This window comes from Sorangium sp. So ce693 (assembly GCF_051521375.1).
GTDB lineage: Bacteria > Myxococcota_A > Polyangia > Polyangiales > Polyangiaceae > Sorangium > Sorangium atrum.
Genome location: NZ_CP150347.1, coordinates 9,985,092 through 10,008,205, shown reverse-complemented (window position 1 = coordinate 10,008,205; position 23,114 = coordinate 9,985,092). Strand labels below are relative to the sequence as shown.

Sequence of the window (23,114 nt, the reverse complement as noted above, 5' to 3'; positions counted from 1 at the left end):
GTATGTGCTGGGGCATCGACGCGCACCGCGAGCACTGCCTCGGAGAGGACCATCCGGACAGGGAGCGCGCCGCGACCTGCGACCAGGTGCAGCCGAAGTTGTTTCCGAACGGGCTCACCATCATCAAGGCCTCGCCGACCGCGGAGGCGGGCAACACCGCGCGTGTCGCCCGGCTCCTCGACGAGGAGCCGTCGATCGGCGAGTTCCTGAAAGGGATCCCGGCGCCCGGGAAGATGACGCTGCTCCACACGACGCAGCGGTGGGTCAAGACGGGCAAGGAGCTCGAGGCGATCGAGCACCGGCGGGACGAGCTCGCCGCGAAGGAGAAGACGGCGCCGGTGACCAAGGCGACGATCGCGGCGGCGCGCAGCCAGTGGTTCCGGGTCGTGTCCGCGGTGCTCTCCAACCTGGAGCTCTCCGATGCGCCGAACGAGGCGATGGAGACGATCCGCGGGCCCGTCGTGAAGGCCTCGGAGCGGGCTGGAAAGCGGTATGGCGGGGCGCCCGCGGGCCAGGGGTCGAGCGGGCAGGAGCCGCGGGAGCCGGCGGTGGGTGAAGAAGGGGAACAGGAGGCGGCGCGAGGGACGGCGAGCTCGTGAGCTGAGCCGACCACCGCGAGCGCCGCGCGAGGTCAGCCGCCGGCTGGCTCGCGGCAGCGCGTGCTGCCCTCCTTCCGCGGGGTTGCGCTGCTGTGCCTGGCGCGTCGCCGTGCTCGCCGCGCTCAAGGGCCTTTCGCGCGGCCGAGGGAGCGGCCGTCGCCGTCGGCGTCGATCCAGAGCGGCGCCGTCATCGCGAACGGCGCGATCTCGCCCGGGTCCCCCGCGAGCACCGGCTCGAGCGGCCGCCGCCCCCGGACGATCGCGACGACGAAGGTGTCCTCGGCGACGGAGATCGCGCCGTGCGCGCTCTGCCCGGGCCCGCGGTCGCCGCGCGCCGCGCCGGCGCGGGCGTCCGGCCGCGGCGCTCGTCGCCCGCCGCCGGCTCCGAGGACGACGGGGATCGCGATCTCGTCGAGGAGCGCGCCCGTGGTAGTGGTGCGCGCGCCTTCCAGCGGGATCGGCGCGCCGATCGCGACGCCGCCGACGAGCACGTGGAGCTCGCGCGCGTCGACCCACGGGGCGCGCTCGACGCGGATCGAGAGCGAGAGCGGCCCGCCGCGGGACCCGCGCCGCAGCGAGGCGACGCCGCCCTGGCGGGTGTCGCCGAGGCGCATCGTCACGAACGGCCCGTTCGTGATCACCACGTCGCGCCGGCGCCGCAGGCCCGCGACGAGATCGGCCACGTCGAGCCGGCCCGGATCATCGTCGGCCACGGCGACGTACGTGCGCGGGGTACCCGCCTCCGCGCCGTGCAGCCCGTGGCTGTCGCTGGTCGCCGTCGGCGTGACCGGGTGGGACGCGCGGAGCAACGCCCAGAGCTCCTCGAGCGCGCGGTCCCGCGCGGCCGCGTCGCGCCCGGTCCAGACCTCGACGGCATCGGCGCCGGCGCCGTCTCCGACGATCTGCGCGAGCTGGCTCGGGCCCTGACCCGGCGCGACCTGCGGCGCTCCGGATCCATGCAGCGGTGAGCCGCCGCCGTGCTGCCGGCTCACCTGGACGACGCGCTCGCCGGGCAGCGCGCGCACCTCGCGCAGGATCGCGCCCGCGGTCTCGTCGACCCACCGCAGCGCGCCCTCGCGGGGCGCGGCCGCCTCGCTGCCGAGCGGGAACACGCCGAGGCTCCCGAGCCCGGCGCCGCTCCGGCCGCTCGTGAGCTCCACGCCCGGGAGCATGCGCAGCCTCGTCTCGAGCCGCAGGGCGGCGACGTCCGGCTGGAGATCCGAGGCGAGGTTGTGCTCGCTCGCCACCGCGCACTCCACGCCCTCCGCCGCGCTCCAGAGGAGCCGCAGGGCCGAGGAGACGCCCGCGTCGGCGCTCCGCGCCGTGTGCTGCCGGAGGTCGCAGGCGATGTAGCCCGACGTGTCGACCACCCGCTCCAGCGTGAGATCGAGCCGCGACGTACCGCCGTCCGCGACGTCGACCGTCGCCTCGGCGAGCGCGTACTCGGGCCCGCGCGACGCGACGACCCGGACTCGCCCGGGAGGCAGGGAGACATCGAGCTCGCCCATGGGCGCGAGCCGGGGCGGCGAGAGGGCCTTGCCGGTCGCCGCGTCGAAGAGGCTGATCTTCGCCGGCGCGAGCGGACCGAGGGGATCGGGGGCGGCGGCGGGCGCCGAGGCGCCGCCCTCGTGCACCCCGAGGTAGAGCCGGCCGGCGCCGGAGAGCGTGAGCCGCGCGGGGGCCATCTCGCCTGCGCGGATCCGGGTCCGCGCGCTCCCCAGCGCGCGGCGGCCGCTCCCTTCGAAGCCGACGAGGTAGAGGCCGGGCGGCGCCTCGGCGGCGAGCGGCGCGCCATCGCCGGTTCGCAACCACAGATCGAGCGCGGCGGCGGGCGGCGCGGCGCCGTCCTCGGCGATCGGCGTCAGCGTCGCCTTGCCGGCGAGGGGCGGGAGCGGCGCGCCGCGCCCGTCCACGAGCTCGAGCGCGACGCCGCCGGGCGCGCCGCCGCCCAGAAAGAAGAGCTCCGTCTCGACGGCGAGCGAGTCGCCGCGCGGCGCGACCGCGAGGATCCGCTGGTACGCGGCGCGCCCGCCGGGCGGCAGCGCGGCCTGCCGGGCGAACGTCACGTCGCTGAAGCCTTCGCCGCTCCGCGCGCGGACAGTCGCGCCGTCCACCGGGGCGAGCGCGTACGCGACGCCGGTCCCGACGCCGGCCAGGTACGGCGCCTCGAGCTCGCCGCGGAGCCCCGGCGCCATCCCGGGCGCGACGTGCTCCGCCGCGCCCCAGTGGACGACGTCGCCGAGGTCGAGCGCCTCGACCGGGCGGTCACCGTCGTTCTGGAGCGACGTCGTGATCATCACCGCCCGGTCGCCCGGCCGGAGCGTGTAGCGGGTGGTGACGGAGAGCGCGCCGCTGGCGAGATCGCGCCCGCGCACCTCGCCGCGCGCCTCGATCCAGGCGGCGCCGTCCTCGCCGCCGCCCGTGGTGATGTCGCGGTAGATCACCTGCCGCGGCGGCGCGCCGAGCCGCGTGACGATCTGCCCGAGCTCGTCGCGGCGCGCCCGCGCGTCCGCGGCGTCGATGAGGTTGCCGCCGCTCTCGGCGAGGCCGGTCCCGGGGCCGAGCTGATCGACGACCACGGCGATCTCGTCGTTCTCGAGCACGTAGTCGCCGGGCCGCCCCGCCGCGAGCGGACCGGAGAGCGCGTCCGCGGGCCCCGTGATCCGCCGGACGCGCGCCGGCTGCGCGACGCCGCCGTCCCTCGGGCAGAGATCGCCCTGCTCCGCGCCGCCGCGGCCCCACCGGCAGAGCATCCCGAGGCGCTCGACGGCGCCGGAGGACACGACGACGCTGCCGCCCTGCACGGGCGGCGCGCAGGTCGCGGAGGCGAACGCGAGCGCAACGAGGCGCGCCGAGCGGAGGGCGTGGCGCGCGGCGCGCCCCCCGCGCGCGGGGCTTCTGGCGGGGGTGCGGGGGCTCTCGGGCGAGCGGGTCATCGGTCCTCTTCCGATGCGCGGCCGCGGCGCGGCTTGGGTCAGGAACGCTCGGTGGCGAGGACGAAGAGGGCGGCGAGCCCCAGGCCGACGCCGAGCGCGCGGCGAGCGGTGAACACCTCGCCGAAGAGCAGCGGCGCGAAGAGCGCGGCGATCGCGATGCCGCCGGCGAACACGATCGGCCCCGTCGCGGTCACCGGACCGCCGATGCGGAGGGCCATGAAGGTGAGCGTCGCGACGCCGCTGATGCACAGGCCGGCGGCGCAGGCCCAGAGCACCCCCTGAGCCGACGGAGGCGTCTCCGTGCCAGGGCGGAGGAGGAGGAAGACGAGGATCCCGACGGCCGCGGTGCCCTCGAGGCACAGCGCGCCAAGGGCGTCTCCGACCCGGCCTGCCGCCGCGCGCAGCATCAGGTAGTGACCGGCCATGCAGAGCGCGGCGAGGAGGGCAGGGACGTACCAGGCGGACATGTCGTGCCTCGCAGCCTACTCGTCGTCCACCATCTCCGGGTAGTCGCCGGGCGCGAGGTTGTCGAACCGGGTGCACGACGAGGTGAACCGCGTGAGCACCTTGCCCGTCGGCCCGTTGCGCTGCTTGGCGACGATGAGCTCGGCGATGCCTTTGTGGTTGGTCGTCTCCGGGTTGTAGTACTCGTCGCGGTAAATGAAGATGATGTTGTCGGCGTCCTGCTCGATCGCGCCCGACTCGCGGAGATCCGACAGCTGAGGGCGCTTGTCCTTGGTGGTCCGCGTCTCGACGGCGCGGTTCAGCTGGGAGAGCGCGATGACCGCCACCTTGAGCTCCTTCGCGAGCTGCTTGAGCCCGCGGGAGATCTCGCTGATCTCCTGCTCGCGGCTGCTCACGCCGTCCCGCCCCTTCATGAGCTGCAGGTAGTCGATGACGATGAGCCCGATGCGCCGTCCCGAGCTGCCGTCGCTGGGCGGCCGGTCGTACTCGGCCTGGATGCGCCGCACCTTGGCGCGCAGCTCGAGGAGGGAGATGGCCGGCGTGTCGTCGATCCAGATGGGCAGGGTGGACAGGAACGAGGCGGCCTCCGTCAGGCGGCGCCAGTCGTCGGGCTGCAGGAAGCCCTGGCGGAGCTTGCCGACATCGACGCGGCCCTCGCTGCAGACCATACGTGTCGCGAGCTGCTCGCGGGGCATCTCGAGCGAGAAGACGGCGGCGCCGAAGCCGGGATCGTGCCGCTCGACGCCGTGCCCCGACTGGTCGGGCCCCGGGGAGCTCACGGTGCGCGGCGACGCCACGTTCACGGCGAGGTTCAGGACGAACGACGTCTTGCCCATGCCGGGGCGGGCGGCGATGATCGAGAGGTCGCCGTCGTGCAGGCCTGCCGTCTTGGCGTCGAGCTTCTCGTACCCTGTCGAGATGCCGGTGATCCGGTCGCCGCGCTCGGCGGCGGCGGTGATCTGCTCGAACGCGGCCTTGAGCACCTGGGCGATGGGCTGGGTCGCCGTCCCCTGGGGCGTGCGCGCGAGCTGGTAGACCGCCTGCTCCGCGCCGTCGATGTACTCCTGCACCACCCCGACGTCGCCGTACCCCTCGGCCGCGACGCGCTGGCACGTGGCGATGAGCTGCCGCACGCGCCATTTCTCGTAGACGACCCGCGCGTGCGCCGCGACGTGCGCGACCGCGGGCGTCGCGTCCGCGAGCTGGGCGAGGTACGCCGCGCCGCCCACCTGGGCGAGGCGCTCCCGGTCGCGCAGCCACGACGCGACCGAGACGATGTCGATGGGCGTGCCGGCGGCCGCGAGCTCCTGGGCGGCCTCGTAGACGCGGCTGTTCGCCTCGCTGTAGAAGTGGTCCGCTTTCAGGATCTCGAGCACCCGATCGAGCGCGTCGCGGTGCAGCAGGATGGCGGAGAGCACCGCTGCTTCGGCGTCGAGGTCGTGCGGCGGCACGCGTCCGGCGACGATGGGAGGCTCGATCCTCTGAGGCCGCTGGCCTCGGCGCTCCATCATTCTCATCATCCGTGCTTCTCCTCCCCACCGATTCCCCCCATCCCGCCCCGAGCTTTTCCACAGGTGCCGAAATGGGCGACGCCCCGGAGAGGAAACGTTCCTCCGGGGCGTCGGGTGCAGGGTTGATTTCCGTCTACCAGAACATGGGCAGCCCTGAGAAGGGTTTCTGTTTGCATTGCAGTGAGCGTTCGTGCGGTGGGCATCCCAATGCTGGTTTCACGTCGAGGGGGCGCTCTTCCATCGTCGGAGGCATGGTCCGAGGCATGGTCGAAGCCTTGCTCGGACGCTTTCGCGGAGGCCTCGTCGGCGGCCGCTGCCGAGGGGCCTCGCGGCGAGGCGCCGACGCCGGCGGCGAGGTATGGAAATTGAGCAACCCCGGTCTCATCGCCATTTCTTTTCGCGCTTGACTCAGCTGCGATGACGCTTCGCGCCTCGGCGTGAGCCATCGCGGGGAGCCGCCATTGTGGATCACAAAACACGCCATACAAGGATTGAGCCCGCCGAGGTGGTCTGCGTCGGTGAAGCGCTGTGGGATCTCTATGCGCCCGAAGGCATTCCGCTCGAGCAAGCGAAATTGCTGCGCCGCGTGCCGGGGGGCGGGGCGGTGAACACCGCGACGGCGCTCGTCCGGCTCGGCATACGGTCGGGGCTGTGCGCCGCGCTGGGCGATGACGCGATGGGGCGCGGGCTCAAGGACGAGGTCGCTGCGGCCGGCATCGACGTGGGACGGCTCGCGCTGAGCGCGGCGCGCACAGGCCTCATGCTCGTGGCGATCGAGCGCGGCGAGGCGCGCTTCGCGGGGTACAGGCAGGGCGACAGCGAGGCGCAGGCGCTCGCTGCAGCGATGCCCGAACGATGGCAGACCCGGGTCGTACACTTCACCGGGATCGCGCCGGTGCGCGGGGCGAGCGGCGCGCTCGCGCGGGCGGCCGCGAGCGCTCGCCGCGAAGGGTGCGCCGTCTCGGTCGACGTCAACGCGCGCCCGCGGATGTGGCCGCGCGCCGAGCGCGCCGCGTCCGTCCCCGGCGCGGGGGCCGGTACCGCGTCGGCTTCCGACGCCGGCGCAGGCGTGCGCGGCTGCTTCCGGCTGTTCGGGCAGGCGGACCTCGTGAAGTGCAGCGCCGGCGACCTCGACGTGCTGGGGACGACGGCGCGCGGGCTCCGCGAGCGCCTCCGCCCCGACGCGACGCTGGTCGTCACCGATGGCGCGCGGGAGACGCTCCTGCTCGGCCCCGGGGGCGAGCGCGCCGTGGCGCCGCGCCCGGTGCGCCCGCACGATCCGACGGGCGCGGGCGACGCCTTCTGCGCCGGGATGCTGGCGAGCCTCGTCTGGGAGGGGCGAGCGCGGTGGGGGGACGCGGCGCTCATGTTGCGCGCGGTGGCGCGGGGGCACGACGTCGCGCGGGCGTGGGTCAGGCGGAAGCGCGGCTGAAGAGGGCGCGCCGGCGCAGCGGGAGAGGGAACTCGGCTGAAGGGGGCGCGCCGGCGCAGCGGGAGAGGGAGCGCGGCTGGAGGGGAAGCGCGGGAGCGCGGGCTGAGCCGCGCTCCCAGGCGCTGCGCTACTTGGCGGAGACCGTGACCTCGACCGACGCCGTGATGGACGGGGCGAGGCGGATCACGACGGGGTGGGCGCCGAGCGACTTGATCGCGTCGGTCTCGATGCGGCGGCGGTCGACGCTGAAGCCCTGCGCGGCGAGCGCCTCTTCGATGTCGCGCGCCGTGACCGACCCGTACAGCTTGTCGCCCTCGCCGACCGGGCGGCTGATCGTGAGCTTGACCTGGTTGAGCTTGGCCGCGAGCTGCTCCGCCTCGGAGCGCGTCTTGGCGGCGCGCGCCTCGGCGACCCGCTTCTCGTGCTCGATGCGGGACACGTTCTCGGCGGTGGCGCCCACCGCGAGGCCGCGCGGGATGAGGTAGTTGCGCGCGAAGCCGGGGCGAACCTTCACGAGCTCGCCGCTCTTGCCGACGTTGTGGAGGTCCTCCGTGAGGACCACATGGATGTGGGTTGCCATGATCGACCTCCTACGCCGTGACGGTGAACGGCAAGAGCGCGATGTTGCGCGCGCGCTTGATCGAGAGGGTCACCTTGCGCTGGTGGCGCGCGCAGTTGCCGCTGATGCGGCGCGGGACGACCTTGCCACGCTCCGAGATGAAGTACTTGAGCGCCTGCGGGTCCTTGTAATCGATGACCAGCGCCTTGTCCGCGCAGTAGCGGCAGACGCGCTTCCGGCCCGTGCGGCGGCGCCCAGGGGCGTCGGCGTTCAGGTCGGGCGTGCGCCCGAAGTCGCGATCGTCGTAGTCAGCGCCGCCGTTGCGGCCCATGTCACTGTTGCGGCCGTTCATAGCTCAGCTCTCCTCCTCGTCGGCGGCGCCTTCCGCCTCAGCCTCTTCGGCATCGTCGAGTTCGCCCGCCGGGGCCTGCTCGGAGCTCCGGTCGATGCGGCGCTCCGGCTCGATCAGGCCGAGCTGGCGCTCGCGCGAATCGTCGCGGTCGTCCTCCAGCGGCGTGAGCTCGAGGCGCTCGAACTTCACGTCCTCGTCGGCGATCGTGACGCCATCGACCTCGACGTCGTTGCGCACGAGCACCGTCTGGTACTTCAGCACGCCGTCGGAGAGGCGCAGGTTGCGCTCGACCTCGGAGACGACCTTCCCGCCCCCGAGGTACTTCAGGTACACGTAAACGCCGCGGCGGTGCTTGGCGATGTCGTACGCGAGGCGGCGGCGCCCCCACGTCTCGACCTTGGTCAGCCGGCCCGACTCGCGTCCGACGACCTCGGCGAGGCGCGACCCGATCCGCTCGGCGCCGTCGGCGTCGATGTCGGGTCGCAGGATGTAGATCGTTTCGTACTCTCTGGCGCGCCCGGGCGCCGTTACCTGTCGGCTCATTCAGTCTTCCCTCTCGGCCAATGGCCCCGGGGCGGTGCCCCGGAGCGAGGAAAGGAACAGCCTGTCGAGCGACGCACCGGCGAGCTCGGCAGGCTGTTCCGTAGAGGATCAGGGCTTCTGCGTCGGGGGGAGGAGACCCTTCCCTTCCTTCGCGGCGGGGGCTGGATCCGTCGACCCATCCCCCTCGCCCTTCTGCCTCTTGCCCGGCTTGGGCCGGGTGTTTCGGACGTTCATCGCGGCGTCGAAGCCGCGGGCGGCGACTTCTAGCACACTTTGGACAGCTTGCTTCAAGCAGTCGGGCAGGCTCGCGCGCTCGACGGCGTCGAACCCCGACAGGACGTAATCCGCGACCTCGCCCCGGAAACCCGGCGGCGGCCGTCCTACCCCGAGGCGGACGCGCCCGAAGTCGCCCGTCCCGCCGTGGGAGATGATCGAGCGCAGCCCGTTGTGCCCCGCGTGCCCGCCGCCGACCTTGAGGCGAACCGTGCCGAACGGCAGGTCGAGCTCGTCGTGGAGCACGATCAGCTCGGAGGGCGCGACCTTGAAGAAGGCCATCGCCGGCTGCACGCTGCGCCCCGACTCGTTCATGTAGGTCATCGGCTTGAGCAGGATCGCCTGCTGTCCGGCGATCTCTGCTCGCGCGTGGACGCCCGAGAACTTCTCGCGGAACGGATCCGCCCGGACCTCGTCGGCCAGCGCGTCGATGGCCATGAAGCCGACGTTGTGCCGGTGAGCAGCGTATTCCTTGCCGGGGTTCCCCAGGCCGACCACGAGCAGCATGACGAGCTGGTTCTGCTGAGTCCCTGGAATTGGGCAGGCGATGCAGGTGAGGCAGGCGAGGCGCGGGCAGGGCGGGCCGCGCGCGCCCCGCGGTGCGGAGGCGCGCGAGGCGGCCCGCTCCCGGATTACTTCTTGTCCTTCTTGTCGCCGCCCGCGGGGGCCGCGCCCTTCGCGGGGGCAGCCGCGCCGGCGGCGGGCGCAGCGGCCGCACCAGCGGCCGGCGCGCCGGCGGCGGGCTTCGCCTCTTCCTCGGGGCCAGCCTTCTCGGGCGCGTTGACGACGGCGATCGTCTGGTCGTCCGCGAGGAGCGTCTTCACGCCCTCCGGCAGCTTCAGCCCGCTGGCCTTGTACGAGTCGCCCAGGTCGAGCTCGGTCACGTCGATCTCGATGAACGACGGGATCTTCTCCGGCAGGCAGCGCACGGGGATCGTGCGGAAGATCTGCTGGAGCACGCCGCCGGTGACCACGCCCTTCGGCTTGCCAACGCAGCGGAAGGGGATCTGCACGTCGACGGGCTGGTCGAGCTTCACCTGGATGAAGTCGGCGTGGACGAGCTCCCGCGAGATGGGGTGGTAGTCGTAGTCGCGCACCATGACGGTGAGCGTCTGGCCGTTCTCGATGGCCAGCTCGACGACGGAGTTCTTGCCGTGGTCGGAGCCGAGCACCTGAAGGAGCGCCTTCGGCGAGATGGCGACCGACTGCGGCGCGAGCTCGCGCCCGTAGGCGATGGCGGGAATCTGTCCGGCGCGGCGCAGGCGGCTCGACGCGCTCTTGCCGCTATCCTCGCGCCTCGTGGCGTTGAGCTTGATGATGTCCATGACGACGGCTCCAGAAGTGATCCGGGTGTCCGCGGTGCGCGGTCCACCCCGGCGTAGGGTGCGGCGCTATAGCAGAACGGAGAAGAGAAAGTCGAGCCTTCGTCCGCCGGAGGGCGCGTTTTGTGTCTTTTGAGTGTTCTGGCAAGGGGGCGCGGGCGACCTGCGTCGCCGGTGCGTCCCGCCGCCGAACGCGCGCGGCCGGTCAGACGAAGAGCGAGCTCACCGAGTCCGAGTGATGGATGCGGCGGATCGCCTCGGCGAGCAGCCGCGCCACCGAGACGACCTTGAATTTACCGGAGGCCCTCGCCTCGTCCGAGAGCGGGATCGAGTTCGTCACCACGACCTCGGTGAGGGGCGAGTCCTTGATGCGCTCGACCGCCGGGCCGGACAGGACCGGGTGCGTGGCGCAGGCGGCGACGCTCCTGGCGCCCTGCTTCATCAGGGCGTTGGCGGCGTTCACCAGGGTGCCGGCGGTGTCGATGAGGTCGTCGAGGATGAGGCAGTGCTTGCCGGCCACCTCGCCGATGATGTTCATGACCTCGCTCTCGTTCGCCCGCTCGCGGCGCTTGTCGATGATCGCGAGCGTGCCCTGGAGGCGCTTCGAGTAAGCGCGGGCCCGCTCCACGCCGCCCGCGTCCGGGGAGACGATGACCACGTCCTTGCCGTAGTGCTCGCGGAGGTGGTGCTCCAGCAGCGCCGGCATCGCGAACAGGTGGTCGAACGGGATGTTGAAGAACCCCTGGATCTGCCCGGCGTGCAGGTCGAGCGCGACGATCCGGTTCACCCCGGCGGCGACGATGAGGTCGGCGACGAGCTTCGAGGTGATCGGCGTCCGCGGCGCGACCTTCCGGTCCTGCCTGGCATAGCCGTAGTAGGGGATGACCGCCGTGATGGAGCCGGCCGAGGCGCGGCGGAGCGCGTCGACCATGATCAGGAGCTCCATCACGCTGTCGTTGACCGGCGAGCAGGTGGGCTGAACGACGTAGGTGTCGACGCCTCGGACGTTCTCCTGGATGACGCAGAACGTCTCGCCGTCCGAGAAGCGCGACACGCGCGACTTCCCCATCGGTTGCTCCAGGACCTGACAGATTTCCTGGGTAAGCGGGAAATTGGCGTTGCCGGAGAAGATACTGACTCTCTTGAACACGGCGCGCCTCCAGCCCGTTTCGGGGAGCGCGGCTCTATCAGTCGGCCATGGGCACGTCAAGCGACTCTGTACAGCGATCGCTTGGCTGTACGTGCGTATCGTGACGGGCGGCGCTGTTCTCGCCTGTGTCCACCCGCATTTCGTTCGGCGCTGCTTCGGGTTAGGTAGCGGCTGTGGAGTATTTTGCTGCCGCCGCTTCCGGGCAGGGCGGGCGCGCCGCGGCCGGGCCGCGGGGCAGCCTGGTGATCATCGGCAATTTCGACGGCGTTCATCTGGGGCACCAGGCGCTGCTCGCCGACGCGGCGCTGGACGCGGAGCGGCGGGGGCTCGAGCCGGTGGCGCTCACGTTCGCCCCGCACCCCGCGAGCGTCCTCGGCCGGACCCCGCCGGCGACGCTGACGGCGCTGCCGCGCAAGATCGAGCTCATCCAGCGCGTGCAGCCGACGATCCGGGTCGACGCGGTGACGTTCGACCGCGCATTTGCGGCCCAGACGCCGGAGGAGTTCGTGCGGCGCGTGCTGCTCGATCGGCTCGCGGCGCGCGTCGTCCTGGTCGGCGCGAACTTCCGGTTCGGCCGCGGGCGCGCCGGCGACTTCACGACGCTCGGGCGCCTCGGCGAGGATCTCGGCTTCGAGACGCGATCGCACCCGCTCGTCGGCGACGCCGAGGGGGCCTGGTCGAGCACCCGCGTCCGAGCGGCCCTCGCGCGCGGGGATCTCGAGTCGGCCGAGCGGATGCTGTCGCGCCCGCACATGCTGTCGGGCGTCGTCGCGCAGGGGGCGAGGCGGGGCCGGACGATCGGCTTCCCCACCTGCAACATCGACGAGATCGACGAGGCGCTCCCGCCGTTCGGCGTGTACGCGACGCTCGTCGATCGGGTGACCTCGTCGGGCCGCGCGATCGCGCTCGCGCGCGGCGTGGCCAACCTCGGCGTCCGGCCGACGGTCGAGGCGTCGGGGCAGGCGCGGCCGAACCTAGAGGTGCACCTCTTCGACGTCGACGAGGATCTCTACGGCGCGGCGCTGCGCGTGCACCTGATCGCCCGGCTGCGCGAGGAGCGGCGGTTCTCCGGGCTGCCGGAGCTCAAGGCGCAGATCGCGCGCGACGCCGAGGCGGCGCGCGCGCGGCTCGCGTCGATCAGCGCGGATCCGGCGGCGGAGGGGGCGTTTCGCTGAGCGGTCCGGCCAGGGTGAGCGAGCGTCGGATGTGGTAGCGTCGGCGGCGATGGAGCGCCGGGAGCTCGACGGGCTGACGCGGGAGGAGCTGATAGCGCGCGCCGAGGGGCTCGGGGTGGCGCGGCCGCGCCTGCTCACGAAGGTCGAGCTCATCGACGAGATCGTGGCGCGCACCGCGCAGAGCGAGCCGGAGCGGGCCCGCCTCCGCGGCTTCCTCGGGCGGGCGCGCGATCTGCTCTCGCGCGTGGTCGAGCGGGGCCTGCACATGCCGGAGACCGCGCGCGCGCTGCGCGGCGAGGCGCCGCCGGAGCAGTGGCCGCCGCCCCCGCCGCCGCCGCCGCCGCGGTCCACCACGACGCTCGCCGAGATCTATGCGTCCCAGGGGCACACGGACCGCGCCATCGCGGTGCTCGACGAGATCCTCGCGCGAGCGCCGGAGGACGAGGATGCGCGGCGGCTCCGGGAGAGGCTCATCGAGAGCGCGCCGCGCGGGCAGGGGGCAGGCGCGGAAGCGCCGGGCGTGGACGCGGAGGACGCGGATGCGGACGCGGAGGACGCGGATGCGGACGCGGAGGATGCGGACGCAGCGGCGGAGGATGCGGACGCAGCGGCGGAGGATGCGGACAGCGCCGCCGCGGAGACTTCCCCTGCTCCGTTCGCGCGGGACGATGGCGCGACTGAGCCACGCGGGGCCGCGATCGCGAGCGAGCACCAGGGGCAGCCCGGGCCCGTTGCCGGAGCGCCTGGCGACGTTCCGGTGCAGCTACCGCGAGATCCGTCGCCTGCAGGTGTCGAAGCGCCGGCGTCGCCCGTCGCCCCAGGGGTGGCGCCGGGTCTTGCGGCGGCCTTGCGCGACGAGCGCGCGGAGCTCCCGGCGCGGTATGACGTCGACGAGATCGTCGGTATCGCGGTCGATCACGAGACAATCTACCTCTACTGGGAAGTGCGACCCAGGACGCTCGCGCGAGCGCGGGCGCGTCGCCCGGAAGGGCAGCTCGCCATCCGCGTCGTCGCGGTGATGCCGAGCTGGGAGCGGCCCGTGGTCGAGCAGCGGGATCTCGCCATCGACGCGCTCTTCGGCGACATGTTCGTGCGCGACATCCCGTCCGGCGCGAACCTCCGCATGTGCACGGGCTGGCTCGCCGGCGAGGTGTTCGAGCCTTTCGCGGTCGGCCTCGAGGTCGCTGTGCCACGCGCGTTGCCGGCTTCGCCGAGGCCGCCCTCGGAGGAGCCTCCGGCCTCTGTGCCGGCGCTGACCGGTGAAACCTCGGAGGAGCGTCCGGCCTCTGTGCCGGCGCTGACGGGTGAAACCTCGGAGGAGCGTCCGGCCTCTGCGTCGGAACTGACAGGTGAGATCCCGCCGAGCAGCCCCAGTGCGTCGATGAACGTCGCGGAGCGGGACATCGAGGGCGACGTCGGCGATGCGGCATCCCCGGCGCGTGACGCGATCACCGCGGGGACGGCGTCCCTGTCGATTCCAGGTGCCCGCGGAGAGCACGGCGAGCCTGTCGCCGTGCTCGGCGCGAGCGGAGGCTCGGTGACCACGGCGCTGCGGGCGTCGAGCGCGCAGGTCGCCAGCGATGGAGCGGAGGTCGAGGCGGCCGCGGCGGCGGTCGTCACGAGCAGCGACGTGGAGCCCGCTGCGCCGGCCGCGACCAGCGACGTGGCCGCCGAGGCTGTCCGAGCGGCCGCGCCTCGCGGCCTCGAGGCGGTCGCGCCTGGGCGCAGCGCGACGCTCGTCGCGGAGCCGACGCTCGCGTTACCCGACCAGGCGCCGGCGCGCTTCGCCTCGGGAACGGCGCCGACGCCCGAGGCGATCGCGCAGGCGGTCGCGGCGACCCGCGGCGCGGCGAGCGAGGGACCAGCCCGCTTCCCGTCGGGAACGGCGCCGACGCCGGAGGCGATCGCGCAGGCGGTCGCGGCGACCCGCGGCGGTTCGAGCGAGCTGCTCCGAGGAGGCGGCGGGGGCGCGGGACCTCACGCCAGCGAGGCGCTCCGGCGCACCAGCGCGGAGCGGGGCCTCTCCCCGGGCAGCGGGCCGCGCCTTGGCGCCGATCGGGGACGATCCCTGGGCGGTGGAGCGGAGCTCTGGCGGAGCTTCGCCACCCGGGCGCGCCCGCCTTCCCGGGGCCGCTGAGCGAGCCGGTCGACCCGCACGCAACTCGCGATGCGCGGCGGTCGACCCTCTTCGCGTGCACCCGAACCACCGATCCATCGCAAGCTCCGCTCTCTTCCTCCTCGGCGCGCTCGCCTGCGCTCTGCTCACGCCGCGCGCACGCGCGGAGCTCCCCCTCGATGACGAGCCCACGGTGCTCGACCCGCGCGTGGACCGCCTCGACACCGCACCCCACGAGCTCTGGGCTGCGCCCCCGGGCAGCGCGCAGCCGCTGTGGCTCGCTGTGGAGCTCGGGATCGCTCGGCTCGAAGGCGGCCAGCGCTCCCTCACCGGCATGCTGCTCGCGAGCATCCCCCTCGAGCGGCTATCCACCCGCTCTGGCGCGCCGTCTCCGCCGTCCGCCGTCGCCGAACCCGCGGCGCCTCGGCTGAAGCCTGCCCCCGTGACCCCGAGCCCGCCACGCGCGGCGCCGGAGAGCGAGCTCCCGGAGCCACCTCCGCCCGCGCAGCCAGCCGAGGCCGAGCCGCCGCTCCCGCTGCCGGTCCGGGTCACGCCAGCGATGGCCCGCGCGATCGTCGAGGCGGCGCTGCGGCGATCCCGCCTCCTCGATCCCGAGGCGCGCATCGACGCGATCGCGTCGCGCGCGCGGACGTCGTCGCTCTTCCCGGAGCTCCGGCTCCGCGTCTCGCGGCTCGTCGATGAAGCCGAGAGCCTGGCCCCCACGGAGTACGATCCGACGCGAAGGACGGCGTCCGGCGGCACGAGCCTGTGGCTCGAGGCGCGCGCGACCTGGCGGCTCGACCGGATCGTCTTCGCCGACGAGGAGATCGCCCTGGAGCGCCTCCGCCGCGAGCGCGCCGAGCTGCAGACGAAGCTCACGGCGCGCGTGCTCGAGCTGCTCTTCGCGTGGCAGCGCGCCGTCGCGCTCGCGGCCGATCCGGGCCAGAGCCCCGAGGAGCACCGCACCGCGACGCTCGCGGCGCTCGAAGCGGAGGCGGCCCTCGACCTGCTCACCGGCGGCTGGATGACGCGGTGGCGCGCTGCGCGCGAGTGAGCCCGCGTGCCTCCGCCCGCGCAGGGCGCCCGCGCGCTACAGGATGGTCTGCGAGAGCGTCACCGCGCGCCTGCCGGTACCGGCGTCTCCGTCGGGATCGGTCACCGTCACCTCGATTTCCACGACCTTCCCGAGCAGCTCCTCGATCTTCCGCTCGCCATCCAGCCGGAACCGCAGCCCGGCGAGCTTGCAGAAGCCGCCTTCGTCGGGATCCAGGGTGAAGATGACCTCGAGCGGCTCGATCGCATAGCCGAGCTCGGGCACGAGGCCGTTCACCACGGTGAGCGAGCCGGACCGGCGGAGGTTCTTGAGCCGGATGGCGACGAAGATGTGGTAGCCGCCTTGCGGCCCAGCCTCCACCTGGACCTCGTCGAGGTCATCGAGCGGGAAGTAGTCGGCCTGCCCCTCCCCGACGAAGACGACCGGCTCCTCCCCTGGGGCCGGCTTGCAGAGGTCCGGCTCGGCGTCCGCGTTCCACGAGGTGGTGTAGGGCTCGAGCTGCCGGGGATCCACGTCGGGGGCGCTGCAGCCGCCGGCCACGCAGGTCTGCGGCGCCGGGCAGGTGGCCGCCCCGGGCGCGACGACGCACTCCCGCTCGAGGCGCACCCGGAGCAGCAGCGTGCGGCCGCCGATCACCCGGGTCGACGCGGTGCGGGTGAGCAGCGGCCTCTCGGCGTCCTCCGGTCCGAACGCCTCCAGGGAGATCTCCACGGCCGCGCCGTCCTCGAGATCGCTGAAGAAGAACTCCCGCGGGAAGAACAGCTGCCCGTTCTTCTGCGCCAGCGCGTCCTCGTGGACGACGTGCCCGTCGGCCCGCAGGACGACGCGCAGCAGGTTGATGTCGGCGCCTGCGCGGAGCTCGCTCGTCACCCCGAACACCACGGTCCCGGTGGTGGGCCCCGCAGCGCCGCAGCCTGCGACGAGCAGGGCGCAGAGCGCGAGGGCGGCGAGCAGGAAGGTGCGGATGTTCATGGCGGCCTGGCCGCGAGGGGCGCGGCGCCCGTCGCTCCATCCTCGCGGCGTTCGGTCCTCCTGGGCCATGCCGACGGCGTGTGCGGCGCGCTGCTGCCGGGCGCAGCGCGCTACTGGATGCCTTCGATCGCGGCCAGGAACACGTCCGGGCCGACGAAGTCGTTGAAGCGCTTCCGCTCGGCGCCGGTGGAGTCGTACAGCACCACCGTGGGCAGGCCGACGACCTTGTACTTGCCCTTCACCGCGTCGATCTGCGGATCCTCGTCGTCCGTCGCGTCGACCTTCACCGCGACGAAGTGCGCCGCCTTGGCCATGACACGAGGATCCGAGAAGGTCTCCTTCGCGAGCTGCTTGCAGGCGCCGCACCACTCCGCGGTGAAGTCCACGAGCAGCGGGCGTCCTTCCGCCTTCGCCTTGGAGACGGCCACCGGCTCCTCGTGCAGCCACGTGAGCTGCGGCGACGCGGCCTCGCCGGCCGCCGCCGACGGGACGGGCGAGGCGAGCTTCGGCAGATCCAGGCTCGCGATGAGCAGGAAGCTGCTGGCCACCGTGAGCGCGATCCCGACCCCCTTGCGGGCCTTCACGCCGGCGCCGCCGTCGTCCCAGGAGAGGTGCACCGCGCCGAGCGCGAGGCCGACCGCGACGAGGCCCGCCATGACGGCCATGAACTGCGGCGTGGGCTGCGCGAGCGACGACAGCGCCGGGAAGGTCGTCTTCAGGAAATAGAGCGCGACGACCATCATCACGATCCCGAAGAACGACTTCACCCCCAGCATCCACTTGCCGCCCTTCGGCAGCGCGAACGCGAACGCGCCGACGAGCCAGAACGGCAGGCCGAGCCCGAGGGAGAAGGTGGCGCCGACCAGCGCGCCGAGGCCGACGTTCTGGGTCTTCCCGATCCAGAGGATGATGCCCGTGAGGACGGGCCCGGTGCACGGCGCGGCGACGAGGCCGCTCACCAGACCGAGCAGGAAGGCGCCGCCGTAGCCGATGCCCCCGACCTGCGAGAGCCGCTGCATCAGGGTGTCCGGCAGCGTCATCTCGAACGCGCCGAACATGGACAGCGAGAGCGCGATGAACACCGCCGCGATGCCGACGATGACCCACCTGTTCGAGAGCACGCCGCCGAACAGGCTGCCCGTGAGCGCCGCGACCACGAGCATCGTCGTGAAGAGCACGACGATCCCGAGCACGAAGCTCGTCGAGAGCAGCATCGCCTCGCGCCGGGACTTCGCCTCCCGCGCCCCGAAGATGCTCACCGTGATGGCGATCATCGGGTACACGCAGGGGGTCAGGCACGTGAGCAGCCCGCCCCCGAGCGCGGCGAGCGCGGCGAAGAGCGGGCCGGCCTCCAGACCGCGGGTGAACAGGTCGCGCTGATCATCGGCCAGCGCGAGCGCAGGGGACGCGATCGTGGCGAGCGCGACCAGCGCCGGGAGCGCGGGTCCGAGCGCGCCGCGCGCGCCACGTCGGACACCCGCCGGCGCGGCGCCGGCGCTTGCCTTGAAACGAGTCGAAGCGGTCATCACGAAGGTTCTATAGCAAAGCGATCGGGGTCGTGCGGCGCGCCGTCCGTTCAGGCCGGCATCAGCGCTCCGCGAGGGACGCGAGCGTCCGGCGCGCCGCCTCGATCTCCGCGCCGAGCGCGATCGCGACCGCGGCCCTCCCCGAGGTGCTCCGCTGGACGAAGGCTTCCAGGTATTTCTTGGCCTCGTCCCAGCGATGGTCGAAGTAGGCCATCTGCCCGAGCACGAACCGGCCGTAACCCTGGCCTGCCGGCACCTCCGAGAGCCGATCGATCAGCGCGCCGAGCCCCTCCACCGCCTTGCCGCTCTCGCACTGCACGACGGCGAGGTGGCCCTGGTAGAGCGGCTTGTCCCGCGTGCCCCAGCGCGCCGCGCGCGTGAGCGCCCCGATCGCCTCGTCGTACCGGCGCGCCAGGTGATACACGCTGCCCAGCGTCCACCAGTGGAACGCCCTCCGGCTCGCCGGGCCCGTGCGCGCCGCCAGCCGGAGGTGCCCGACGGCCCCCTCGATGTCCCCGAGGGCCTGCTTCGCGCGCGCCGCGTCCTGGTGGGCGACGTCGCTCAGCACGCCGAGCGCCAGGATCTGCTCCGCCACCTCGGCTGCCCGCTCGAAGCGGCGTGTCTCGAAATACGCGAGGTAGAGCTGCCGCAGCAGCATGGCCTGCGTCGTCCGGTCGAGCGGCCCCCGGAGCGACAGGCCCCGCCGCGCCCAGAGCGCGCGCGACCGCGGGGTCGCCGCGCCCAGCGCACGCCGCAGCATCTCCTCCGCGGTCAGCGCCGCCGCGGGCGCGCGCCGTCGCGGCGCATTGCTGGGCCGTTTCTCTCGTGGAACAGGGGGGCCAGCGTCATTCCCGCTGCCCGCAACGGACTGCGCCGTCGCTTTCGTGCGTCGTCGCGTACCCCCGGAGCCCGTACGGACGGATCGAGCGCCGCCCACGCTGTCACCGTGCTCGCTCGCCTTGCGCACAGAAAGCAATCCTAACAGACCTGCACACGCGTTCCAGCAATACGCGACGTTTCCATCTTGACTCGGGCCCGGTGGCGGGCGGGTGGGCTGGTCGTGGACGACGGCCGGTTGCCGGCTGGGGTTGGTCGTGCGCCACCGCGGGCTGTCGGCTTCGGCTGGACCTTGTTGCGCCCCATCGAGCGTGGCGCCATCGTCGCGGCCATGCGTCGCCGTCCTGGCTCAACTTCCCTTCAAAGGAGGCGGTATTCCGTCTCCACGGTCTCCGGCAACCTGGGTCGGGTCCTCAACCTGGGTCGGGTCCTCAACCTGGGTCGGGTCCTCAACCTGGGTCGGGTCCTCAACCTGGGTCGGGTCCTCAACCTGGGTCGGGTCCTCAACCTGGGTCGGGTCCTCAACCTGGGTCGGGCCCCCATCCCCTCCTGGCCCGCGCCATGCTTGGCCTTGCTCGCCGGCCTTTTGCTTCTGGCCGGGTGCGGGCACCCGGCGAGCCGCGACGAGTGCGAGGCGATCTTCCGGAGGAGCGCCGAGATCGAGCTCCGGGCGCAGAACGTCGTCGACCCGAAGATCGTGGAGGAGCGCACGGCGGCGGTGCGGGACGCCCGCGGCAAGGAGCTCATCGACAGGTGCGTCGGGCGCCGCATCACGGACGCTGCGATGGTGTGCGTCCGGCAGGCAACGACCCCGGAGCAGGTCGATAAGTGCCTGGAGTGACGCGCCCCGCGACCCGCGCCGATGTCCTGGCAACCCTGGCGATCGTCCTGCTGGTGCTCGGTATCCTCGTGGGGCGCGCCGCGCTCCGCCGTGCCGCTCCGCGCCCGTCCGCCGAGGCGTGCGCCGCGCTCCTCGATCGGTACGTCGAGCTCGTCCTGCGCGCGGCCAACCCCGAGCCCGCTGCGTCCCAGGTGGCCGAGAGGACCGCGATGGCGCGCGAGGCCGCCGGCGAGCGCGGCTTCGTCCGCTGCGAGGCCGACCTCACGCAGGCGGAGGTGGCGTGCGCCCTCCAGGCGGGAACTGCGGACGACCTGGAGCGCTGTCTGCCCTGACGCGACCAGCGTGCGGCCCGCGGAGGACCAGCCCCGACATGCTCCCCTACCGCGGAGGAACGGCGGAGGAGCGGCGGAGGAACGTGAAGGGACGCCGGCGCGCTGCGAATCGTTCCGGGCGCGCCGCGCTGTGATAGTCTCGGCCGTGGCGAGCGCTCCCCGCTGGCGCGATCTCCTCACCTCCCCACCCTCGGATTGCCTGTCGTGAAAGCCCCGTCGCCCTTGCTCGGCTTCAACAACAACGTCCGGCATAAGGGGCGGTTGTTCCACATACAGACTGAGGACTCGGGCATTCGCCATCCTCACATCATCACGCACCTCTTCGCCGACGGCGGGCGCATCCTCAAGACCACGAAGACCTCGTACGCGGAGCACGTCGGTCAGGCCTCGCTCGCGGAGACGGTTCGCGGCCTCATGAAGGAGCAGCACAAGGCGATGTTCATCGCCCTGCGCGACGGTCACTTCGACTACCTCTTCGATGACGCGGCCGCCCCGCCCGTGTCCGCGGGCGCCGTCGCCGCCCCGTCGCATTCCGAGGCGAGCAAGCCCGCGCGGGCGTCGTCGCCGTCGTCGCCCGAGGTGACGGGCGCGCCGAAGCCGCCCCCGCCTTCCCGGCCCCTCGCGCCGCCCGTCGTACCGCCCGTCGTGCCCGAGGCGTCGCCGCGCCCGAAGCCGGCAGCCGCGCCCACGCCGGCGCCCAGGCCCGCCGCTCAGCCCGCAAGGCCAGCGGCCGCGCCCCTCGCCGCAGCGCCGCGCCCCCCGGCGGCCGAGCCGGCGCCCGCTTCGGCCAGCGGGCGCCCCCGGCTCGAGCTCGATCCCGTCGCGCTCCAGGCGCTCGGCAGCGGGCGCGCGGCCAGCCCGCTCGCCGGCAGGGCCGTACGCCCGGCGTCGCCCCCGGAGATCAAGCCCGAACCGTCGATCGATCTCGATCTCGACGCGCTGGAGCGCGCCGCAGCCGAGGCACAGACGCCGTTCTTTCAGCAGATCCAGGACCTCCCGCCGCCGCCTGCGTCGGTGATCGGGCGGCGGGCGGAGTCCGCGGCCTCCGGCGCCGGGGTCTACAGCAACGTCCATCCCGAGCAGCCCGTCGCGCCGCCCGCGCCCCAGGTCGCGGTCGAGCATTTCTCGGGTGGCCCTGGCTCCGGCCGCTACGCGGCCTCGCGCCCGGCCAGCATCTTCGCGACGAACCGGCCGGCGGAAGGCGCATCGATCTTCGGTGAGGACCTGATCAGCGAGAAATCGCTCGACGAGGTGATCCTCAGCTACCTCGCGGAAGATCTCGACAGCCCCCCGGAGAAGAAATAGCCGGGCTGCCGCCTGGCGTGGCGGACGTGTGGAGCAGGTGCGTGGGGGGCAGCGTGGAGCGGGTCGGCAAGCAGGTCGACCAGGCGGTGGTCACCTGATGAGACCGGATCGGACCGCAGACGACGCCGATGGAAAGCGTCGCAGGGGCGCGACCGTGGCCCGCATCTGGCTGCGGCCGATGTCGTATCTCCTGGGCGTCAGCGTCGCGACCCTCGCCGCTGTCCACCTGCTGGACGTCGCGCGGCACGAGAACGCGCACCTCTCGCTCTGGGAGGCGTTCGCGCGCATGTCGCCGGGCGACGCCGAGCACATCATGAGCGGCATCGGCGAGGTCATCGCCGCCATCCTCGGCATCGTCATCACGGTCGCGTCCATCATCGTGCAGCTCGCCGCGAACCGCTACACGCCGCGGATCACCGAGATGTTCTTCCGCGACCGGACGAACATGGTCGTGATGGGCTTCTTCGTCGTCAGCGCGGTGTTCTCGCTCTGGGTCAACTTCTCGATCCGCGTCGGCGGGGGCGGCCCGACCGAGGACGTCTTCGTCCCCGCCTACGGCGTCCTCGTCACGATGGCGCTGCTCACCGCGAGCCTGCTCATGATGGCGCCTTACTTCGGGTACGTGTTCGACTTCGTCGAGCCCGACAACGTGGTCCGGCGGATCAAGACGAGCGGCGTCGAGCAGGCGCTCCGGCCCGCCGGCGGCGAGAGCGACGGCGAGGTCGACGAGCGGCGGGTGACGGCGCTCTCGTCGCTGGAGCAGCTCGCCGACGTGGCGCTCAACGCGATCGACCAGAAGGACAAGGGGATCGCGTCGAAGACGATCGACTCGCTGTCGGAGCTCGTCGTCGCGTACCTGCCCCACAAGGCGACGCTCGACGCGCGCTGGTTCCAGATCCGCGATCGCCTCGCGAAGGACACCGACTTCGTGAGCATGAACGCCGAGGCGCTCGGCAAGCTGTCGACCGCGCGGACCTGGCTCGAATACAAGGCGCTCCGCCAGTTCTTGATGGTCTATCGCGAGGCGCTCACGGCGATGCCCGACCTCATCACGCGCATCGCCATCGACACGCGCTACATCGGGCAGACCGCGATCGCCGCTGGAGACCGGGCGGCCGTCGCGGTCGTGGTGAAGTTCTTCAACACCTACATGCGCAGGTCGCTCAACGCGAAGGACATCGCCGCGGCCTACAACAGCCTGAACCAGTACCGCTACCTCGCGGAGGAGCTGCTCAAGGCGGGCTGGGGGGATGAGGTCCTCGAGATCGCGCGTCATTTCAAGTACTACGCGCAGACGGCGCACGCGATGGGGCTCGCGTTCCTCACCGAGACCGTCGCGTTCGATCTCTGCGTGGTCAACGAGCGCGCGTACGACCTGCACGCACCTGCCCGGGACGAGCTGCTCCAGCTCTTCCTCGAGGTGGACAAGGAGGCGGAGCTCGATCAGCAGGAGCCGTCGCTCCGCGGCGTCCGCAAGGCGCAGGTCAAGCTCGCCACGTACTACCTGCAGAAGGGCGAGGAGGGGCTCGCGCGGAAGATCTACCGCGACATGCGCGACGAGCGGCCCGACAGGCTGCGCTCCATCCGCGCGGAGCTCCTGGCCGTGACGAGCAACGAGTTCTGGGAGATCAACGACCGGGGCGCCGTGTTCGAGTACATCGAGCCCGAGCGGCGCCAGCTCATCCACCGCTTCTTCGAGTGGTTCCCGGCGACGACCATGCGGGAGCCGATCCGCGAGGAGCACACGCAGGAGTGAGCGAGGAGTGAGCCGCGCCCTCTCGGTGAGGCGGGACCCAGTCCACGCAGGCTGTATC

General features: G+C 72.8%; 21 protein-coding genes. 9 read left to right on the top strand and 12 right to left on the bottom strand.

Translation table 11 applies throughout. The features are described 5' to 3' along the window. Nucleotides 1-2: 2 nt before the first annotated feature. Nucleotides 3-599 carry a hypothetical protein gene (locus WMF14_RS37410; protein ID WP_437794146.1) on the top strand — a complete coding sequence of 199 codons (597 nt, stop codon included), beginning with the start codon at nucleotides 3-5 and terminating at the stop codon, nucleotides 597-599. A 122-nt stretch (nucleotides 600-721) separates the two neighbouring features. On the opposite strand, the gene WMF14_RS37405 is transcribed toward WMF14_RS37410, so the two are convergent. From WMF14_RS37405 to dnaB, 3 genes are read right to left on the bottom strand one after another with little or no spacing between them, the layout of a single operon-like run. Further along, complete coding sequence (locus WMF14_RS37405) at nucleotides 722-3,535, bottom strand: CehA/McbA family metallohydrolase (RefSeq protein WP_437794143.1); 2,814 nt, start codon at nucleotides 3,533-3,535, stop codon at nucleotides 722-724. A gap of 38 nt (nucleotides 3,536-3,573) precedes the next feature. Then, nucleotides 3,574-4,002, bottom strand: coding sequence for a hypothetical protein (locus WMF14_RS37400; protein ID WP_272104365.1), 429 nt, complete (start codon nucleotides 4,000-4,002; stop codon nucleotides 3,574-3,576). A gap of 15 nt (nucleotides 4,003-4,017) precedes the next feature. After that, nucleotides 4,018-5,520 (bottom strand): replicative DNA helicase, encoded by a 1,503-nt coding sequence (dnaB, locus tag WMF14_RS37395; protein WP_272104367.1) that lies wholly within the window; start codon nucleotides 5,518-5,520, stop codon nucleotides 4,018-4,020. Nucleotides 5,521-6,016: 496 nt separating this feature from the next. Between dnaB and WMF14_RS37390 the strand changes: the two genes are divergently transcribed. Continuing rightward, nucleotides 6,017-6,943 carry a PfkB family carbohydrate kinase gene (locus WMF14_RS37390; protein ID WP_437794139.1) on the top strand — a complete coding sequence of 309 codons (927 nt, stop codon included), beginning with the start codon at nucleotides 6,017-6,019 and terminating at the stop codon, nucleotides 6,941-6,943. Nucleotides 6,944-7,070: 127 nt separating this feature from the next. Here the strand turns inward: WMF14_RS37390 and rplI are convergent, their stop codons facing one another. From rplI to WMF14_RS37360, 6 genes are all read right to left on the bottom strand, one after another. Beyond that, nucleotides 7,071-7,523 carry a 50S ribosomal protein L9 gene (rplI, locus tag WMF14_RS37385; protein WP_437794137.1) on the bottom strand — a complete coding sequence of 151 codons (453 nt, stop codon included), beginning with the start codon at nucleotides 7,521-7,523 and terminating at the stop codon, nucleotides 7,071-7,073. Between the two features lie 10 nt (nucleotides 7,524-7,533). Then, on the bottom strand, nucleotides 7,534-7,854 hold the full coding sequence (gene rpsR / locus WMF14_RS37380) for a 30S ribosomal protein S18 (protein WP_272104372.1): 321 nt from the start codon (nucleotides 7,852-7,854) through the stop codon (nucleotides 7,534-7,536). Nucleotides 7,855-7,857: 3 nt separating this feature from the next. Next, complete coding sequence (rpsF, locus tag WMF14_RS37375; protein WP_437794134.1) at nucleotides 7,858-8,397, bottom strand: 30S ribosomal protein S6; 540 nt, start codon at nucleotides 8,395-8,397, stop codon at nucleotides 7,858-7,860. Nucleotides 8,398-8,505: 108 nt separating this feature from the next. Then, the gene (gene pth, locus WMF14_RS37370) at nucleotides 8,506-9,177 is read right to left on the bottom strand and encodes an aminoacyl-tRNA hydrolase (RefSeq protein ID WP_437794132.1); all 672 of its coding nucleotides are present in this window, start codon (nucleotides 9,175-9,177) and stop codon (nucleotides 8,506-8,508) included. Nucleotides 9,178-9,302: 125 nt separating this feature from the next. Continuing rightward, a complete protein-coding gene (locus WMF14_RS37365; RefSeq protein ID WP_272104377.1) occupies nucleotides 9,303-9,995 on the bottom strand; it encodes a 50S ribosomal protein L25/general stress protein Ctc in 693 nt (230 codons plus the stop codon). A 202-nt stretch (nucleotides 9,996-10,197) separates the two neighbouring features. Further along, entirely contained in the window at nucleotides 10,198-11,142 is a 945-nt protein-coding gene (locus WMF14_RS37360) for a ribose-phosphate pyrophosphokinase (RefSeq protein WP_272104378.1), read from the bottom strand. A 173-nt stretch (nucleotides 11,143-11,315) separates the two neighbouring features. Between WMF14_RS37360 and ribF the strand changes: the two genes are divergently transcribed. From ribF to WMF14_RS37345, 3 genes are read left to right on the top strand one after another with little or no spacing between them, the layout of a single operon-like run. Further along, on the top strand, nucleotides 11,316-12,317 hold the full coding sequence (ribF, locus tag WMF14_RS37355; RefSeq protein WP_272104380.1) for a riboflavin biosynthesis protein RibF: 1,002 nt from the start codon (nucleotides 11,316-11,318) through the stop codon (nucleotides 12,315-12,317). 31 nt (nucleotides 12,318-12,348) lie between these two features. Then, complete coding sequence (locus WMF14_RS37350) at nucleotides 12,349-14,454, top strand: tetratricopeptide repeat protein (RefSeq protein ID WP_437794128.1); 2,106 nt, start codon at nucleotides 12,349-12,351, stop codon at nucleotides 14,452-14,454. A 55-nt stretch (nucleotides 14,455-14,509) separates the two neighbouring features. Further along, nucleotides 14,510-15,487 (top strand): hypothetical protein, encoded by a 978-nt coding sequence (locus WMF14_RS37345; RefSeq protein ID WP_437794126.1) that lies wholly within the window; start codon nucleotides 14,510-14,512, stop codon nucleotides 15,485-15,487. A gap of 36 nt (nucleotides 15,488-15,523) precedes the next feature. Here WMF14_RS37345 and WMF14_RS37340 read toward each other — a convergent pair whose 3' ends face one another. The 3 genes from WMF14_RS37340 to WMF14_RS37330 form a co-directional block, all read right to left on the bottom strand. Then, the gene (locus WMF14_RS37340) at nucleotides 15,524-16,459 is read right to left on the bottom strand and encodes a hypothetical protein (protein ID WP_437794123.1); all 936 of its coding nucleotides are present in this window, start codon (nucleotides 16,457-16,459) and stop codon (nucleotides 15,524-15,526) included. Nucleotides 16,460-16,569: 110 nt separating this feature from the next. Beyond that, a complete protein-coding gene (locus WMF14_RS37335; protein ID WP_437794120.1) occupies nucleotides 16,570-17,985 on the bottom strand; it encodes a protein-disulfide reductase DsbD family protein in 1,416 nt (471 codons plus the stop codon). 61 nt (nucleotides 17,986-18,046) lie between these two features. Beyond that, nucleotides 18,047-18,745: a tetratricopeptide repeat protein gene (locus WMF14_RS37330; RefSeq protein ID WP_272104388.1), complete on the bottom strand. Its 699-nt coding sequence runs from the start codon at nucleotides 18,743-18,745 to the stop codon at nucleotides 18,047-18,049. A 648-nt stretch (nucleotides 18,746-19,393) separates the two neighbouring features. Between WMF14_RS37330 and WMF14_RS37325 the strand changes: the two genes are divergently transcribed. From WMF14_RS37325 to WMF14_RS37310, 4 genes are all read left to right on the top strand, one after another. Continuing rightward, on the top strand, nucleotides 19,394-19,663 hold the full coding sequence (locus WMF14_RS37325) for a hypothetical protein (protein WP_272104389.1): 270 nt from the start codon (nucleotides 19,394-19,396) through the stop codon (nucleotides 19,661-19,663). After that, nucleotides 19,660-19,995, top strand: a complete 336-nt coding sequence (locus tag WMF14_RS37320) for a hypothetical protein (protein WP_437794117.1) — start codon at nucleotides 19,660-19,662, stop codon at nucleotides 19,993-19,995. Before WMF14_RS37325 ends, WMF14_RS37320 begins: the two co-directional genes overlap by 4 nt. Nucleotides 19,996-20,199: 204 nt before the next feature. After that, complete coding sequence (locus WMF14_RS37315; RefSeq protein ID WP_437794114.1) at nucleotides 20,200-21,300, top strand: hypothetical protein; 1,101 nt, start codon at nucleotides 20,200-20,202, stop codon at nucleotides 21,298-21,300. 97 nt (nucleotides 21,301-21,397) lie between these two features. After that, complete coding sequence (locus WMF14_RS37310; protein ID WP_437794112.1) at nucleotides 21,398-23,056, top strand: DUF2254 family protein; 1,659 nt, start codon at nucleotides 21,398-21,400, stop codon at nucleotides 23,054-23,056. The last annotated feature ends 58 nt before the right edge of the window (nucleotides 23,057-23,114 follow it).